The organism is Streptomyces altiplanensis (genome assembly GCF_053591575.1).
In genome coordinates, this window is sequence record NZ_JBSFUB010000004.1 from 145004 (window position 1) to 159979 (window position 14976).

Sequence of the window (14976 nt, forward strand, 5' to 3'; positions counted from 1 at the left end):
CAACGGGGAGTAAAAAGAACTAAGCGCTTGCTTGCCCCAGGGGCTTGTGCTGAGTGGAACGCGTTCTTAGCATCATTGATGTTACATCAGTTGTGTCACAGAGCTGGGGGCTTGATGGCAGCCACAGGGAACGGCCCGCGCGGACCTCTGGACGGGGTGCGCGTGGTGGAGCTGGCGGGAATCGGCCCCGGTCCGTTCGCCGCCATGCTCCTCGCGGACCTCGGCGCCGACGTGGTCCGCGTGGACCGCCCCGGCGGTGCGGCGCTGGGCGTCGACCCGGCGTACGACCTCACCAACCGCAACAAGCGCTCGGTGATCGTCGACCTCAAGTCCGCCACGGGACCGGCCCGGGTCCTCGGCCTGGCCGAGCGCGCCGACGTCCTCATCGAGGGCTACCGCCCCGGCGTCGCCGAGCGTCTCGGTGTCGGCCCCGACGCCTGTCTGGCCCGCAACCCGCGGCTCGTGTACGGGCGGATGACGGGCTGGGGCCAGGAGGGCCCGCTCGCGCGGCGCGCCGGGCACGACATCGCGTACATCGCCCTCACCGGCACCCTCGGCATGTCCGGCAGGGCGGACGAACCGCCCACCGTCCCCGCGAACCTCGTCGGCGACTACGCGGGCGGCTCGCTCTACCTCGTCATCGGCGTCCTCGCCGCGCTCCGGCACGCCCGCACCGAGGGCGGCACCGGGCAGGTCGTCGACGCCGCGATCGTCGACGGCGCCGCCCACCTCGCCACGATGATCCACGGCATGCTGGCGGCCGGCGGCTGGCAGGACCGGCGGTCGGCCAACCTGCTCGACGGCGGCTGCCCCTTCTACGGCACCTACGAGACCTCCGACGGCCGGTACATGGCGGTCGGCGCGCTGGAGCAGCAGTTCTACGCCGAGTTCACCGAGCTCCTCGGCCTGGGGGCGGAGGAGGCGCGGGCCCGCGGCGACATGGCCCGCTGGGGCGAGCTGCGCGAAGCGATCGCCACCCGCTTCAAGGCGAAGACCCGCGACGAGTGGACCGCCGTCTTCGAGGGCTCGGACGCCTGCGTCGCGCCCGTCCTCTCGCTGCGCGAGGCCCCCGCACACCCGCACCTGGCCGCGCGCTCCACGTTCACCGACCACGGCGGGATCACCCAGCCGGCCCCCGCGCCCCGGTTCTCCGCCACGCCCGGATCCGTACGGCGGGGCCCCGCCCGGCCCGGGGCCGGTGCCGCCGAGGTGGCGCGGGACTGGGACCTGCCGGAGCTCGTCGGGGACGGCGGCGCCTGATGGTGCTCCGCGTACCGCTGAGCCGCGCGGTCCTCCCCGCCCTTCCCGCCGGTCCCGGGCCGGCCGGGCCGATCGAAACCGTCAAGGACCCCAAGGACCTCAAGGACCTCAAGGACCTCAAGGACCTCAAGGACCTCAAGGACCTCAAGGACCTCAAGGGCCGGCCGTAGGAGGCACAGTTGAAGCGTCAGATCTTCACCGCGGAGCACGAAGCCTTCCGGGAGACCGTGCGCACCTTCCTGGCGAAGGAGGTCACGCCGTACTACGAGCAGTGGGAGAAGGACGGCATCGTCAGCCGGGAGGCGTGGCTGGCGGCCGGAAGGCAGGGCCTGCTCGGTCTCGCCGTACCGGAGGAGTACGGAGGCGGCGGAAACCCCGACTTCCGCTACAGCGCCGTACTCGCCGAGGAGTTCACCCGGGCCGGCGCGTCCGGGCTCGCGCTCGGCCTGCACAACGACATCATCGGCCCGTACCTCACCGGGCTCGCCACCGACGAGCAGAAGCGGCGCTGGCTGCCCGGCTTCTGCACCGGTGAGACGATCACCGCCATCGCGATGACCGAGCCGGGCGCGGGCTCCGACCTCCAGGGCATCCGCACGACGGCCGAGGACCGGGGCGACCACTGGGTGCTCAACGGCTCGAAGACCTTCATCTCCAACGGCATCCTCGCCGACCTGGTGATCGTCGTCGCGAAGACGTCGCCCGAGGGCGGAGCGAAGGGCCTGTCCCTGCTCGTCGTGGAGCGCGGCGCCGAGGGCTTCGAGCGCGGGCGCAACCTCGACAAGATCGGCCAGAAGTCCCAGGACACCGCCGAGCTGTTCTTCGACGGCGTACGCGTCCCCAAGGAGAACCTGCTCGGGGACCTCGACGGCGCCTTCGTCCACCTGATGACCAACCTGGCGCAGGAGCGCATGGGCATCGCGGTCGCCGGGATCGCCGCCGCCGAGTACCTGCTGGAGATCACCACGGCGTACGTCAAGGAGCGCGAGGCGTTCGGACGGCCGCTGTCCAAGCTCCAGCACATCCGCTTCGAGATCGCGGAGATGGCCACCGAGTGCGCCGTCACCCGCACCTTCCTCGACCGCTGCATCGTCGATCACTCGAACGGCGAACTCGACGCCGTCCACGCGTCGATGGCCAAGTGGTGGGCCACCGAGCTCCAGAAGCGCGTCGCCGACCGCTGCCTGCAACTGCACGGCGGCTACGGCTACATGACCGAGTACCGCGTCGCCAGGGCCTTCACCGACGGCCGCATCCAGACGATCTACGGCGGCACGACCGAGATCATGAAGGAGATCATCGGCCGCTCGCTCCTCGCCTGACCCCCGCCCGGTCCTCCTCCGGCCGGCTTTTGTCACGTACCCCTCGAAAGGCTGCTGTCTTGAGTACCGAAGCGTTTGTGTACGACGCGATCCGCACCCCGCGCGGGCGCGGCAAGGCCAATGGCGCCCTGCACGGCACCAAGCCGATCGACCTCGTCGTCGGCCTCATCCACGAAGTCCGCCGCCGCTTCCCCGGCCTGGACCCGGCGGCCGTCGACGACATCGTCCTCGGCGTCGTCAGCCCGCTCGGCGACCAGGGCTCGGACATCGCACGCACCGCCGCTGTCGCGGCCGGGCTGCCCGACACCGTCGCCGGCGTACAGGAGAACCGCTTCTGTGCCTCGGGTCTGGAAGCCGTCAACATGGCGGCGGCGAAGGTCCGCTCCGGCTGGGAGGACCTCGTGCTGGCGGGCGGCGTCGAGTCGATGTCACGCGTCCCCATGGGCTCCGACGGCGGCGCCTGGGCCATGGACCCGATGACCAACTGGGACACCGGCTTCGCGCCCCAGGGCATCGGCGCCGACCTCATCGCCACCATCGAGGGCTTCACGCGCCACGACGTCGACTCGTACGCCGCGCTGTCGCAGGAGCGGGCCGCCGAGGCGTGGAAGGACGGCCGCTTCGGGCGTTCCGTCGTCCCCGTCCTGGACCGCAACGGCCTCGTCGTCCTCGACCACGACGAGCACATGCGCCCCGGTACGACCGCCGAGTCGCTCGGCGCGCTCAAGCCGTCCTTCGCGACGATCGGCGAGCACGGCGGCTTCGACGCCGTCGCGCTCCAGAAGTACCACTGGGTCGAGGAGATCGACCACGTGCACCACGCGGGCAACTCGTCCGGCATCGTCGACGGCGCGGCTCTCGTCGCCATCGGCTCGCAGACGGTCGGCGAGCGCTACGGCCTCACCCCCCGCGCCCGTATCGTCTCGGCCGCCGTCTCCGGCTCCGAGCCGACGATCATGCTGACCGGCCCCGCGCCCGCCACCCGCAAGGCACTCGCCAAGGCGGGCCTGACCATCGACGACATCGACCTGGTCGAGATCAACGAGGCGTTCGCGGGCGTCGTACTGCGCTTCGTCAAGGACATGGGCATCTCCCTCGACAAGGTCAACGTCAACGGCGGCGCCATCGCCATGGGCCACCCCCTGGGCGCCACCGGCGCGATGATCCTCGGCACGCTCATCGACGAGCTGGAACGCCGTGACCAGCGGTACGGCCTGGCCACGCTGTGCGTCGGCGGCGGCATGGGCATCGCCACCGTCGTCGAGCGTCTCTGACCGTCCCGTCCCACCCCTTACGGAGAAGAAAACTCATGAGCGAGAGCACCACCATCCGCTGGGAACAGGACGAGACCGGTGTCGTCACCCTCGTCCTCGACGACCCCAACCAGTCCGCGAACACCATGAACCAGGCTTTCAAGGACTCCATCGCGGCCGTCGCCGACCGCGCGGAGGCCGAGAGGGACTCGATCAGGGGCATCATCTTCACCTCCGCCAAGAAGACCTTCTTCGCGGGCGGCGACCTCAAGGACATGATCAAGGTCGGTCCGGAGAACGCCCAGCAGGCATTCGACGCCGGTATGGCGATCAAGGCGTCCCTGCGCCGCATCGAGACCCTCGGCAGGCCCGTCGTCGCCGCCATCAACGGGGCGGCCCTCGGCGGCGGTTACGAGATCGCGCTCGCCTGCCACCACCGCGTCGCCCTCGACGCGCCCGGCTCCAAGATCGGCCTGCCCGAGGTCACGCTCGGTCTCCTCCCGGCGAGCGGCGGCGTCACCCGTACCGTACGGCTGATGGGCATCGCCGACGCGCTGCTGAAGGTGCTTCTCCAGGGCACCCAGTACAGCCCGCGGCGCGCTCTGGAGAACGGCCTGGTCCACGAACTCGCCGCCACGCCCGACGAGATGCTCGCCAAGGCCCGCGCCTTCATCGACGCCAACCCCGAGTCCCGGCAGCCCTGGGACGTCAAGGGCTACAAGATCCCCGGCGGCACGCCGTCCAACCCGCGCTTCGCCGCGAACCTCCCCGCCTTCCCCGCCAACCTCAAGAAGCAGACGGCGGGCGCCCCCTACCCCGCCCCGCGCAACATCCTCGCGGCGGCCGTGGAAGGCGCGCAGGTCGACTTCGAGACCGCGCTGGCCATCGAGGCCCGGTACTTCACCGAGCTGGTCACCGGGCAGATCGCCAAGAACATGATCCAGGCGTTCTTCTTCGACCTCCAGGCCGTCAACTCCGGTGCCAACCGCCCGAAGGGCATCGAGCCCCGCCCCGTCCGCAAGGTCGCGGTCCTCGGCGCCGGGATGATGGGCGCGGGCATCGCGTACTCCTGCGCCAGGGCCGGCATCGAGGTCGTCCTCAAGGACGTGACGCCCGAAGCCGCCGCCAAGGGCAAGGCGTACTCCGAGAAGCTGCTCGCCAAGGCGCTCTCGCGCGGCCGTACGACCGAGGCCGAACGGGACGCGCTCCTCGCCCGCATCACGCCGACCGCCGACCCGGCCGGCCTGGCGGGCTGCGACGCCGTGATCGAGGCGGTCTTCGAGGACACCTCGCTCAAGCACAAGGTGTTCCAGGAGATCCAGGACATCGTCGAGCCGGACGCGCTGCTCTGCTCCAACACCTCGACGCTTCCCATCACCGGTCTCGCCGAGGGTGTCGCGCGTCCCGCCGACTTCATCGGCCTGCACTTCTTCTCACCGGTCGACAAGATGCCGCTGGTCGAGATCATCAAGGGGGAGCGGACCGGCGACGAGGCGCTGGCGCGCGCCTTCGACCTCGTACGCCGGATCAAGAAGACCCCGATCGTCGTCAACGACTCGCGCGGCTTCTTCACCTCGCGCGTCATCGGCCAGTTCATCAACGAGGGCGTCGCGATGGTCGGCGAGGGCATCGAGCCCGCGTCCGTCGAGCAGGCGGCGGCCCAGGCCGGCTACCCGGCGAAGGTCCTGTCCCTGATGGACGAACTGACCCTCACCCTCCCGCGCAAGATCCGGCGCGAGACGAAGCGGGCGGTCGAGGAGGCGGGCGGCACCTGGCCGGGGCACCCGTCGGACGCGGTGATCGACCGCATGGTCGACGAGTTCGGGCGTACGGGCCGCAGTGGCGGGGCGGGCTTCTACGAGTACGGCGAGGACGGGAAGCGCACCCGCCTGTGGCCGGGCCTGCGCGAGCACTTCACGAAGCCGGGCGCAGAGATCCCCTTCACCGACATGAAGGAGCGGATGCTCTTCTCCGAGGCGCTGGACACGGTCCGCTGCTTCGAGGAAGGCGTGCTGACGTCGGTCGCCGACGCCAACATCGGCTCCATCATGGGCATCGGCTTCCCGGCCTGGACGGGCGGCGCGATCCAGTACATCAACGGGTACGAGGGCGGCCTGCCCGGCTTCGTGGCCCGCGCGCGCGAGCTGGCGGCCACGTACGGCGAGCGCTTCACGCCGCCGGCGCTGCTGGTCGAGAAGGCGGAACGGGGGGAGACGTTCAGCGACGCGTGACCGCCTGCGGGTGCCGGGGTCCCCTCGCGGGGCCCCGCGCCCCGGTCACTCCGCGCCGAACGCCGCCCGCAACTCCTCCTTCAGCGACCGCTGGAACGTCGTGACCAGCGCCTGCACCACCATCGGCTGCATGTGCGCCGACAGCGACTTCATCGCCCTCACATGCTCCGGATCCGACTCGCGCTCGCGGTACGGGCTCCACACCTCGTCCTTGAAGAGCCGCGCCAGCGCGTGCGCCGCCGAGCGGGTGTGCTCCATCAGGACCGTGCGGGCGGCGAGTATCGTCTCGTGCGCTATCGGTACGTCGAGCAGCTGTGTGCCGAGCGCCAGCAGCCCCGGATCGACGCGGAAGGTGCCGGGCGTGTCCGTGCGTTCCAGGACGTTCATCGCGGCGAGCCGGTCGATGTCCTCCTCCGTCAGGGAGCGGCCCGCGCGGCGGTCCAGCTCCGCGCGGGTGGCGTCCTCCGCCGAGTCGGGTGCCCAGGTCGCCACGAGCGCGCGGTGGATCGCCAGGTCGTGCGCGCTCAGGCCGGGCGGCAGCTGCTCCAGGTAGCGCTCGATCGCGGCGAGCGTCATGCCGTGGTGCTGGAGCTCCTCGATGAGCGCCAGCCGGGACAGGTGGGCGGGCCCGTAGCGGCCGACGCGGCGCGGACCGATCACGGGCGGCGGGAGCAGGCCGCGCGTGCTGTAGAAGCGGACCGTGCGCACCGTGACGCCGGCCCGTGCGGCCAGCTCGTCTACCGTGAGCGTCGGCTCCTCGGTGTCCGTCGTCATGTCTGCGCCTCGCTTCCCGTCCCACTGCCGTGCGGTGATGCAGTACAACAGTATTGCTGTCTCACCAGTGTTGTGAAAGCTTCACGACCCGACTGTCAGTGGCGGCCCGTACGGTGGTGCCATGTCCGGGATCTGTTACGTACGGGGGGACGCCACCGCGCCGCAGGGCAAGGGTGTCAAGATCATCGCGCATGTCTGCAACGACCTGGGCGGCTGGGGCAAGGGCTTCGTGGTGGCGGCGTCCCGCCGCTGGTCCGAGCCGGAGGCGGCGTACCGGCGCCGGCACCGGGAGCGGGCCGCCAACGACTTCGGCCTGGGCGCGGTGCAGTTCGTGCGGGCCGAGCCGCCGTCCACCCCGCTGATAGCGGAGCGGCTGGTGGGGCGGGGCATCGCGGTCACGGTCTACGACCACGACTGAGCGGCCCGAGGGGGCGCGGCCGGGGCCTCGGCCGGACGCCGTACGACGGGTCCGGTACGCCGGGGTCCGGCCACGACGGCGCGCCGGTCGGGCAGTACGGCTGTCTGCGGGTGGTGCCGGAAGCCGGCGTGGCCGTCGCCCGGCCGGCCAACGGCCGCGGTGCGCGCCGAGGCCGGATGCCCGGGGTGTTCTCCCCCCTGCCCGGCGGGGCCCGGGGCGCGCACGCCCCCAACTGCGGGCGTCCACCGTCACGTACGCCCACGCCTACGGGCGCCCGCAGCCACGCACGCCCCCACGTGCGCACGCCCACAACCACGGGCGGGCCAACAGCGGGCGAACGGCCGCCTCCCCGGATGACACCTCGGTGAACTTGCTCTGGAGGACCTCGGTACGCCTGGTCGCCTCACGACCGCACTCGTAACTTTGACCACTCCGCACCAACGCGTTCAGTCATCAGGCATCGAATCATCGGGAGTCGGCGGTGAACGGTTTCCCCTGGGAGTCAGCGATCGCCGTCCTCGGCCTGGCGATCCCCGTGCTCGCGGCCACGTGGGAGTTCGCGCTCGTCGGCCGCAAGAGGCTCGGCTACCGGGTGCAGATGGACACCACCGCGACGGACGCGGCCAACTCCCCGTACGCCGGAGTGCTGCAGCAGATGCGGCGGAACGACACCCCGCTGCTCGACCCGTCGTTCGTGCTGCTGCGCATCCAGAACAGCGGCTGGACCCTGATCGACGCGGGCGACTACGTCGTACGCGACGACGACCAGGTCGGCGTACGGGCCAGCTTCCCGGGCCGCCGCGTCGTCGGCATGGTCGTGACCGAACTCAGCCACGACTACCTGGGCCCCTGCTTCGAGGGAGCCGCCGGCCTGCGGACCAGCGACGGCCTCATCGAGCTGCCCAGGGTGCCCCTCAACCGCGGCGCCCACTACAAGGTCCTCGCCGTCCTGGAACGCGACCCGGCGTCCGCGGCGGGGCAGGAGTTCCCCGACCCGGTGATCGTGGCGGGCGTCAAGGGCGGGGTGCGCGGCGGGAGGATCAAGAGGACCGCGAGCCACACGTTCGCCTCGAAGCCGGTCATGGTGTTCATCGCACTCCTGGTCCTCGTGGCGGCCGCCCAGTCCTTCACCACGTTCACCAGGGAAAACGTCCAGGCCGCCCCTCTGGACTGCGCCAAGGGCACACTGACACTCGTCGGTTCCACCGCTTTCGAGCCCGTGGTCCGGCAGGCCGCGAAGCAGTACGAGAAGACGTGTCCGGACGCCCGTATCCCCATTACGGAGAACTCGTTCAAGGGCAGCGTCGCCGGACTCGACGCGCTCGCCACCGCGGGCAAGGACGCGAAGGACCTGGGCAGCCACGGGCTCCCCGACCGGCTGGCGTTCACCGACGGGGCCAAGAGCGACCGCCGCCCGCAACTGCTGCCCAGACCCGTCGCGTTGTCCCTGTTCACCCTGGTCGTCAACAAGGACGCCGGAATCCAGGACCTGTCCCTGAAGCAGGTCCGGCAGATCTACGCCGGGAAGGTCACCAACTGGAGCCAGGTGAACGGCAACCCCCTCCCCATCCACCTCATCAGCCGCAACCCCGGCTCCGGCACCCGGGCCACGCTCGTCCATCAGGTCCTGGACGGCGAGGAACCGATGAAGGTCACGGAGGGCGACTGCGCGGCCATGGAGGAGAACAGGCCGGGCCGCTGCGAGGTCGACGACACCCGCACCCTCCTGAACACCGTGTCCACGACCCCCGGAGCCCTCGGCCACAGCGAGGTCGGCGCCGCGCTCACGCACGACGACCTCCAGCAGGTGCGCATCGACGGGTATTCGGCCACGCTGGAAGGCGCCGACGAGGGCGCGTACCCGTACTGGCAGACCGAGTTCGCGTACACCTACGGAGAGCCGCCCGCCGACTCCGTCGCCGCCGGTTTCCTGCGCTACCTGGCCGACGAGGTCGGCAGGGACATCCTCCGCTCCCACGGGCACCGGCCCTGCTCCGAACTGGCGAAGCCGCTGCTCTGCCGCCCGGCCTAGCGGAAGGACGCTTCGAGAGAGGGGCGCCCGCCGTCCGGCCCCGGCGCGATCCGTACACCGCCGCCGCTGTTGCCGTTCCAGGCGCTGCTCTCCGTCCTGGGATCCGTGGCTCCTGGGCTCCGTGGCTCCGTGGCTCCGTGGGTGACGGAGCCGCACAGGCGCGTCTGCCGCCGCACGCGTCACCGGGAGGGCACGGCCGGGGCGAAATGGTGGGCCAGAGTGGCGTGCGGGTCGGGAGCCGCCGTCTGCGGGGCGTGATCCACGTGCACGGTGGCGCAGGCCAGCCGCTCCACCGCGTGCAGCAGCGCGTGTTCCGCGGCCACCGCCACCGCGTGCGCCTGGACCACCGTCAGATCCGGATCGACCACCACGGACGTCTCGGCGCGCAGGCTGTGGCCGAGCCACCGCATGCGGACGGCCCCCACCGCCCGCACGCCCTCGACATGGGAGAGCGCGTGCTCGGCCTCGTCCACCAGCGCCGGATCGACCGCGTCCATCAGCCGGTGCCAGATCTCCCGGGCCGTACCCCGCAGCACCAGCACGATCGCGACCATGATCACAAGCCCGATCAGCGGGTCGGCGTAGCGCCAGCCGAGAGCCGAACAGCCCGCGCCCAGCAGTACGGCGAGGGAGGTGAACCCGTCGGTGCGGGCGTGCATCCCGTCGGCGACCAGCGCGGCGGAGCCGATCCTCCTGCCGGTACGGATACGGGCCCGCGCCACCCACTCGTTGCCCGCGAAGCCGATCAGGCCGGCCGCGGCGACGGCGGGGAGGTGGCCGACCTCCTGCGGTTCGAGGAGGCGCCGCACCGCCTCGTACCCGGCGAACACCGCGGAGGCCGCGATCACCAGCACCACGAACACGCCCGCCAGGTCCTCGGCCCGCCCGAAGCCGTAGGTGTAGCGGCGGGTCGCCGCACGCCGCCCCAGCAGGAAGGCGACGGCGAGGGGCACGGCGGTCAGGGCGTCGGTGGCGTTGTGGACGGTGTCGCCGAGCAGCGCGACCGACCCCGAGAGGGCGGCGACCACGGCCTGGGCGACGGTGGTCGCCGCGAGCACGGCGAAGGAGAACCAGAGGGTTCGCAGTCCGGCCGACGACCCTTCGAGCGCGGAGTCGACCCGGTCCTGACGGCCATGGTGATGATGGTGTCCGTGTCCGTGTCCGTGACCCGTCATGCACCTCACAGTGGCACATCAACTCCCTTGCAGCCACTGCCGAACAACCGCCCGTGACCAGGTGCGAACCCCTCGCGACTACGCCGCTCCGGAACGCGCCGCGCGGGCCGCCCGCACCGCCCGCACCGCGCCCTCCGCCGCCCGGATCCCGCTGAAGATCGCGATCTCCCCGCGCACACCGGGCGCGGCCGCCATGTCCCCCGCCAGGAACACCCCGTCGCCCCGGTCGATCGCCGGACGGCCCCGCCAGGTCGCCCCCGGCAGGCCGAGCGCCCCGGTCCGGCCCTTCGCCGTGGCCGTACGCTGCCAGGTCGTCCGCCACCAGCCGGTCCCGCCGGTCGCTGCGCACCGCACGCCGAGCGCGTTGGCCGCCGCCCGCGCGGTGCTCTCGCCGTACCGCCGGGACGCCCAGGCGTGGAAGGTCTCGTCGACCGGCGCGGTGCGCGGACGGCCCGGCAGCACCATCCGCGCCAGCCCGGCGGGCGGCACGAGCCGCAGCCGTCCGTCGCGCACGAATCCGGCCTCGGCCCGGCGCAGCGGCGGCAGCGCGACCGGTCCGGTCAGACCGCGACCGGTGAGCCACTTCCAGTGCGGCAGATCGCTGTAGAAGACGTGCGGGTCCTCATGGGCGACGTACGGCGCGGGCGTGGCCCTCCCTCGCCCGCCGAGCGATCCGTGCGCCTCGTACGGGTCCACGCGCACGCCCGCCTCGGCGCAGGCGACGGCGGAGACCAGCCCCGCCACTCCGCCGCCGATCACGGTCGCCTTTCCGTCCCCGGGCGTGTCCTTCTCCTTCGTCCCGTCCGTTCCGGTCCTCTGCTCACCAAAACGGACGGGGCGGCGCGGAGTGTGACATCGGCCCGCAGGGACGTGACCGCAGGAGTGCGGTCAGCGGCTGCCCGCCACGACCGGGTAGTGGTCGCTCAGATTGGTGTACGTGTACTGCCTGCCCCAGCTGGAGACGGTCCAGGGCGCGCTCCGCTCCTTGATCACCTCGTTCGTCCAGCCCTGCGGCCTGGCGTGCCCGGCGCGGTGCAGGACGTGGTCGAGGTCCTCGCGGGGGTCGTCCGGGTAGCGCTCGGACGCGATCGAGTTGTCGGCGGTGTCGAAGGAGTACGGGTGCCCGGTGCGCGCGTCGGCGTCGCTCAGGCCGCCGTCGGCGAGCATCGTGGCGTACTCGGGGCTGTGCGAGTCGACGTTGAAGTCGCCCGCGACGATCACCTGCTCGGACGCGGGGATGTTCTTGCCGTCGAGGAAGGCGTCGATCGCCTTGAACTGCCGGCTGCGCATCAGGGCGGCCTCGCCCGCGCCGCAGCCCGGGTCGGTCGACTGGGCGTGCGTGCCGACGACGTGGACCGACGCGCCGTTCACGTTCAGCACGGCGTACACGAAGCCCTTGTTGGAGTACCAGTCGGCGCCGCACGCGTCCTTGTAGACGTACTGCTCCTTGCGCACGACCGGCCACTTGCTGAGCACCGCGACCCCGCCGTCCTCCGGAGTCGTGGCGGAGTAGGACCCGCCGGTCGCGTCCCAGCCGTCCTTGCTGCGGCCCATCACCGGTGTCTGGTACGGGTACTGCGCGGCGGCGTTGCTCTTCAGCGCGTCCGAGGCGCCGTTGTCGAAGGCCTCCTGGACGACGACGACGTCGTTGCCCTGGAAGAAGGGGGCCGCCGGGATGGCCTTCGCCCGGTGGTCCTGGCCCCAGTTGGGGTAGAGGTTCTTGCTGAAGAGGAAGGCGTTGTACGACAGCACCTTCAGCGACGGCACCTCGGCGGCGGCCGGAGCCGCCGGGGCCACCGGAGTCATCGGGGCGGCGGAGGCGGACGGGGCGGTCGCGGCGAGTGTGGCGGCCGCGAGTGCGGTGGCCAGGGCTGCGCCAGGGGTACGGCGGAGCACGGAATGCGGCACTGGAACTCCCGTTTCGGGTGGGCGGTGATGATCAGCGCCGCACATCAAATCAGCCGGAGTTACTTATCGGTAGCCATTGGGCGGCGAATGGCCGGACGGTTGCGCATGATCTGGCCAACTTCCGTTGCCGGCGGGGCTGGTACGTCCGTCGTACGGCGTGCCCGTCCCGGCCGTGACGGCCTCGACGCCCCCCCCCGTGCGGTGTACCGGAGAGCGCTTCCAGGGCGGCAGGACCGCCCCGTGCCGTGCGTACCGCCACCGCCCGCATCCCGCGCCACCTGGGACGGGACCGGGATCGCATACTGGAGGAGTGAGGAAGGGCAGGCAGGACCCCGTGCCACCCCCGCCCGGCGGCATCCTGTGGTCGGTCGCCGGGGACGTGCGCGCGCTGCTCATGCTGCCCGCCGCGCTCACCCTCCAGGTCGCGCACCCGGCCGTCGGCGCGGGCGTCGACCAGCACTCCGTCTTCCGCACGGACCCGTGGGGACGCGGCGAGCGGTCGCTGCGCTCCGTGCAGCTGTGGGTGTACGGGGGAGAGGCGGCCGCCGAGGAGGGCCGCCGGCTCCGGCAGCTCCACAAGACGATCCGGGGCACCGACGCGCACGGCCGCCGCTACCACGCCCTGGACCCCGCGCACTACTCCTGGGTCCACGCCACCGGCTTCCCGTGCTACCAGCACGCACTGCGCTACCTCTTCCGGCCGCTGACCGGGGCCGAGGAGCGGCAGCTGTACGCGGAGTGGCTCCGGGTCGGCCGGGTTCTCGGCATCAATGACCGGGACATGCCGCAGACCGTCGAGGAGTTCTGGCCGTACTACCGCAAGGTGCTGGCCGACGAACTGGAAGCGACCGTGGTGGTGCGCGAGCTGCTCGCCACCGGCACCCGGATCCCCGCCCCCGACCGCGGCCCGCTGCCGGTACGCCTCGCCCTGCGCGCCCTGTGGCCGGTCCTGCTGCCGCCGCTGGCCCGCTTCAGGGCGTTCCTCACCGTCGGTTACCTGCCGCCGGACGCGCGCCGGGCCCTCGGGCTGGAGTGGAGCGGCGCACAGGAGCGCAGGCTGCGCCGGTTCAGCCGCGTCGTACGCACCCTGGTTCCGCTGCTGCCCGAGCGGCTGCGCTGGCTGCCCCTGGCGCGGGAGGCCCGGGCGCGGCACCGCGCCGCCCGCGGCCACTGAGAGCGCTCTCGGAAGTTCCGGCCGGGCGGGCCGCGGAGCTGTGACGCCGGAGGAACCGGACCGGACCGTCACAGCCCCGCGTGCTCCGGTCAGCCGCTGCTGTCCCCGGCCGCGCTCGCGGGAGGTGCCGGGGGCCACGGAACCCCGGCCAGGAGGGGGAGAACCGACTCCTCCTCGTAGTCGAGGTGCGCGTTCAGCTCCGTCGACATCCGGTCCAGCTCGGAGCGGAAACGCCGGGGATCGGCGATGCCGATGCCGGCCAGCAGGGTCACCAGCTCGCCCTGGATGCGCGCGACCGTGCGGTGCTCGTCGCGGAGCCGGTCGAAGGTGTCGGTCAAGTGGGGGTGGTAACGGGCGATCCCGGGGAACAGGTGCGCGTCCTCACTGGTGTGGTGGAACTCCAGGGTCTGGCAGAACGCCAGGCAGCGCTGCCGGATCTGCAGCCCGAGACCCGGGGCCGGTGGCTCACCGGGGCCATGGTGGGCCGCGCGTGCGGCGAAGTGGGCGTCGACCTCCGCCCTCACCTGGCGCAGCTGGCCCCGCAGCCAGGTGTGGACCTCCAGGAGCTTGTCGGCGAGGCTCCTGACCTCGACGGGCTCCTCCCAGCCGTCGGGCTCGGCGCGCTCCAGCACCACGACCGGCAGGGGCCGGGTGGTCAGGGCCTGGTAGTCGCCGTATCCGGGCGCCACGCGCACGACGTGCTCGAACAGCTCCTCGCGCCGCGCTCCCTCGGCGGGAACCGCCAGGGCCTCGAAGGTCCGGATGCCGGCCTCCACCCGTACCACGGGGTGGGCGAGCAGGTTGTGGTACCAGTCGGGATGGCGCGGGGCGCCGAGATTGGACCCGACGATCACCAGCGAATCGCCGTGGCGGACGTAACCGAGGGGAGTGGTGGTCTCCTTCCCCGACTTCGCGCCGGTGGTGGTCAGCAGGAGCAGGTCCTCGCCCGCGAAGGGGCCGCCGACCTTCCCCCCGTTGGCGCGGAACTCCTCGATGACGGATTGGTTGAAAGACGTGGGCATACGGTTCTGTGTCTCCGGAGATGCAGGTGTCCGCAGTGGCTGCGGGAGTGGCCGATGGTGATGCGCGCAGGGCGGAGCGACCGCACGGCACACGGCACGCGTGGCGGTGCCGGAAAGCGCGCGAAGCGAAAGAGGGCAGACGACGTGCGGGTGCGCTACGTCATGTGCAGGGCGCGGAGTGTGAACTCATGGCGGGCCCCTCGGGGAAGGGTGTTCGCCCGATCACCGGCCGGCCCACTGCTCTTTGGCCGGAGTCACGCGACACCGGCTCCATTACACGTATCCGGCAGTCGCCTGTCAACGTGGAATGTCGGGCGGCAGCGAAGATTTCCGTGAGCAGGCCTGTGACCTGGGCACTGAAATCTTCCCCGCGCTAGCCTGTGCCGGTACGGGGGCACCTGCTGTTT

General features: G+C 71.8%; 12 protein-coding genes and 1 pseudogene. 8 read left to right on the plus strand and 5 right to left on the minus strand.

Going from position 1 to position 14976, the window contains the following annotated elements:
- Positions 1–114: 114 nt before the first annotated feature.
- Genes ACWD0Y_RS03125 through ACWD0Y_RS03145 form a run of 5 tightly spaced genes read left to right on the plus strand, consistent with a single transcriptional unit; the run spans position 115 to position 6066 of the window.
- Positions 115–1260 carry a CaiB/BaiF CoA transferase family protein gene (locus tag ACWD0Y_RS03125; protein ID WP_450258750.1) on the plus strand — a complete coding sequence of 382 codons (1146 nt, stop codon included), beginning with the start codon at positions 115–117 and terminating at the stop codon, positions 1258–1260.
- On the plus strand, positions 1260–1430 hold the full coding sequence (locus tag ACWD0Y_RS03130) for a hypothetical protein (RefSeq protein ID WP_450258751.1): 171 nt from the start codon (positions 1260–1262) through the stop codon (positions 1428–1430). Before ACWD0Y_RS03125 ends, ACWD0Y_RS03130 begins: the two co-directional genes overlap by 1 nt.
- 9 nt (positions 1431–1439) lie before the next feature.
- The gene (locus ACWD0Y_RS03135; protein WP_450258752.1) at positions 1440–2582 is read left to right on the plus strand and encodes an acyl-CoA dehydrogenase family protein; all 1143 of its coding nucleotides are present in this window, start codon (positions 1440–1442) and stop codon (positions 2580–2582) included.
- Between the two features lie 59 nt (positions 2583–2641).
- Positions 2642–3856, plus strand: coding sequence for an acetyl-CoA C-acetyltransferase (locus ACWD0Y_RS03140; protein ID WP_450258753.1), 1215 nt, complete (start codon positions 2642–2644; stop codon positions 3854–3856).
- 35 nt (positions 3857–3891) lie between these two features.
- Positions 3892–6066, plus strand: a complete 2175-nt coding sequence (locus ACWD0Y_RS03145; RefSeq protein ID WP_450258754.1) for a 3-hydroxyacyl-CoA dehydrogenase NAD-binding domain-containing protein — start codon at positions 3892–3894, stop codon at positions 6064–6066.
- A 45-nt stretch (positions 6067–6111) separates the two neighbouring features.
- On the opposite strand, the gene ACWD0Y_RS03150 is transcribed toward ACWD0Y_RS03145, so the two are convergent.
- Positions 6112–6840 carry a MerR family transcriptional regulator gene (locus ACWD0Y_RS03150; RefSeq protein ID WP_450258755.1) on the minus strand — a complete coding sequence of 243 codons (729 nt, stop codon included), beginning with the start codon at positions 6838–6840 and terminating at the stop codon, positions 6112–6114.
- A gap of 121 nt (positions 6841–6961) precedes the next feature.
- On the opposite strand from ACWD0Y_RS03150, the pseudogene ACWD0Y_RS03155 reads away from it, so the two are divergent.
- Together ACWD0Y_RS03155 and ACWD0Y_RS03160 are read left to right on the plus strand one after the other, a co-directional pair.
- Positions 6962–7186 (plus strand): annotated as a pseudogene (locus ACWD0Y_RS03155) (Appr-1-p processing protein); the annotation flags it as partial.
- A gap of 553 nt (positions 7187–7739) precedes the next feature.
- Entirely contained in the window at positions 7740–9290 is a 1551-nt protein-coding gene (locus ACWD0Y_RS03160) for a substrate-binding domain-containing protein (RefSeq protein WP_450258756.1), read from the plus strand.
- A 179-nt stretch (positions 9291–9469) separates the two neighbouring features.
- Here the strand turns inward: ACWD0Y_RS03160 and ACWD0Y_RS03165 are convergent, their stop codons facing one another.
- The 3 genes from ACWD0Y_RS03165 to sph all read right to left on the minus strand — a co-directional run bounded on the left by ACWD0Y_RS03165 (position 9470) and on the right by sph (position 12373).
- Positions 9470–10465 carry a cation diffusion facilitator family transporter gene (locus ACWD0Y_RS03165; RefSeq protein WP_450258757.1) on the minus strand — a complete coding sequence of 332 codons (996 nt, stop codon included), beginning with the start codon at positions 10463–10465 and terminating at the stop codon, positions 9470–9472.
- 78 nt (positions 10466–10543) lie between these two features.
- A complete protein-coding gene (locus tag ACWD0Y_RS03170; RefSeq protein WP_450258758.1) occupies positions 10544–11224 on the minus strand; it encodes an NAD(P)-binding protein in 681 nt (226 codons plus the stop codon).
- Between the two features lie 129 nt (positions 11225–11353).
- Positions 11354–12373 carry a sphingomyelin phosphodiesterase gene (gene sph, locus ACWD0Y_RS03175; protein WP_450258759.1) on the minus strand — a complete coding sequence of 340 codons (1020 nt, stop codon included), beginning with the start codon at positions 12371–12373 and terminating at the stop codon, positions 11354–11356.
- A gap of 310 nt (positions 12374–12683) precedes the next feature.
- On the opposite strand from sph, the gene ACWD0Y_RS03180 reads away from it, so the two are divergent.
- On the plus strand, positions 12684–13547 hold the full coding sequence (locus ACWD0Y_RS03180) for an oxygenase MpaB family protein (RefSeq protein WP_450258760.1): 864 nt from the start codon (positions 12684–12686) through the stop codon (positions 13545–13547).
- Between the two features lie 89 nt (positions 13548–13636).
- Here ACWD0Y_RS03180 and ACWD0Y_RS03185 read toward each other — a convergent pair whose 3' ends face one another.
- Complete coding sequence (locus tag ACWD0Y_RS03185; RefSeq protein ID WP_450258761.1) at positions 13637–14569, minus strand: nitroreductase/quinone reductase family protein; 933 nt, start codon at positions 14567–14569, stop codon at positions 13637–13639.
- Between the last annotated feature and the right edge of the window lie 407 nt (positions 14570–14976).

Bases quoted from the DNA above. Each gene is read 5' to 3' on its own strand.
- ACWD0Y_RS03165 (WP_450258757.1), bottom strand. From the start codon at position 10,465: ATGACGGGTCACGGACACGGACACGGACACCATCATCACCATGGCCGT.
- ACWD0Y_RS03185 (WP_450258761.1), bottom strand. From the start codon at position 14,569: ATGCCCACGTCTTTCAACCAATCCGTCATCGAGGAGTTCCGCGCCAAC.
- ACWD0Y_RS03145 (WP_450258754.1), top strand. From the start codon at position 3,892: ATGAGCGAGAGCACCACCATCCGCTGGGAACAGGACGAGACCGGTGTC.
- ACWD0Y_RS03125 (WP_450258750.1), top strand. From the start codon at position 115: ATGGCAGCCACAGGGAACGGCCCGCGCGGACCTCTGGACGGGGTGCGC.
- ACWD0Y_RS03130 (WP_450258751.1), top strand. From the start codon at position 1,260: ATGGTGCTCCGCGTACCGCTGAGCCGCGCGGTCCTCCCCGCCCTTCCC.
- ACWD0Y_RS03150 (WP_450258755.1), bottom strand. From the start codon at position 6,840: ATGACGACGGACACCGAGGAGCCGACGCTCACGGTAGACGAGCTGGCC.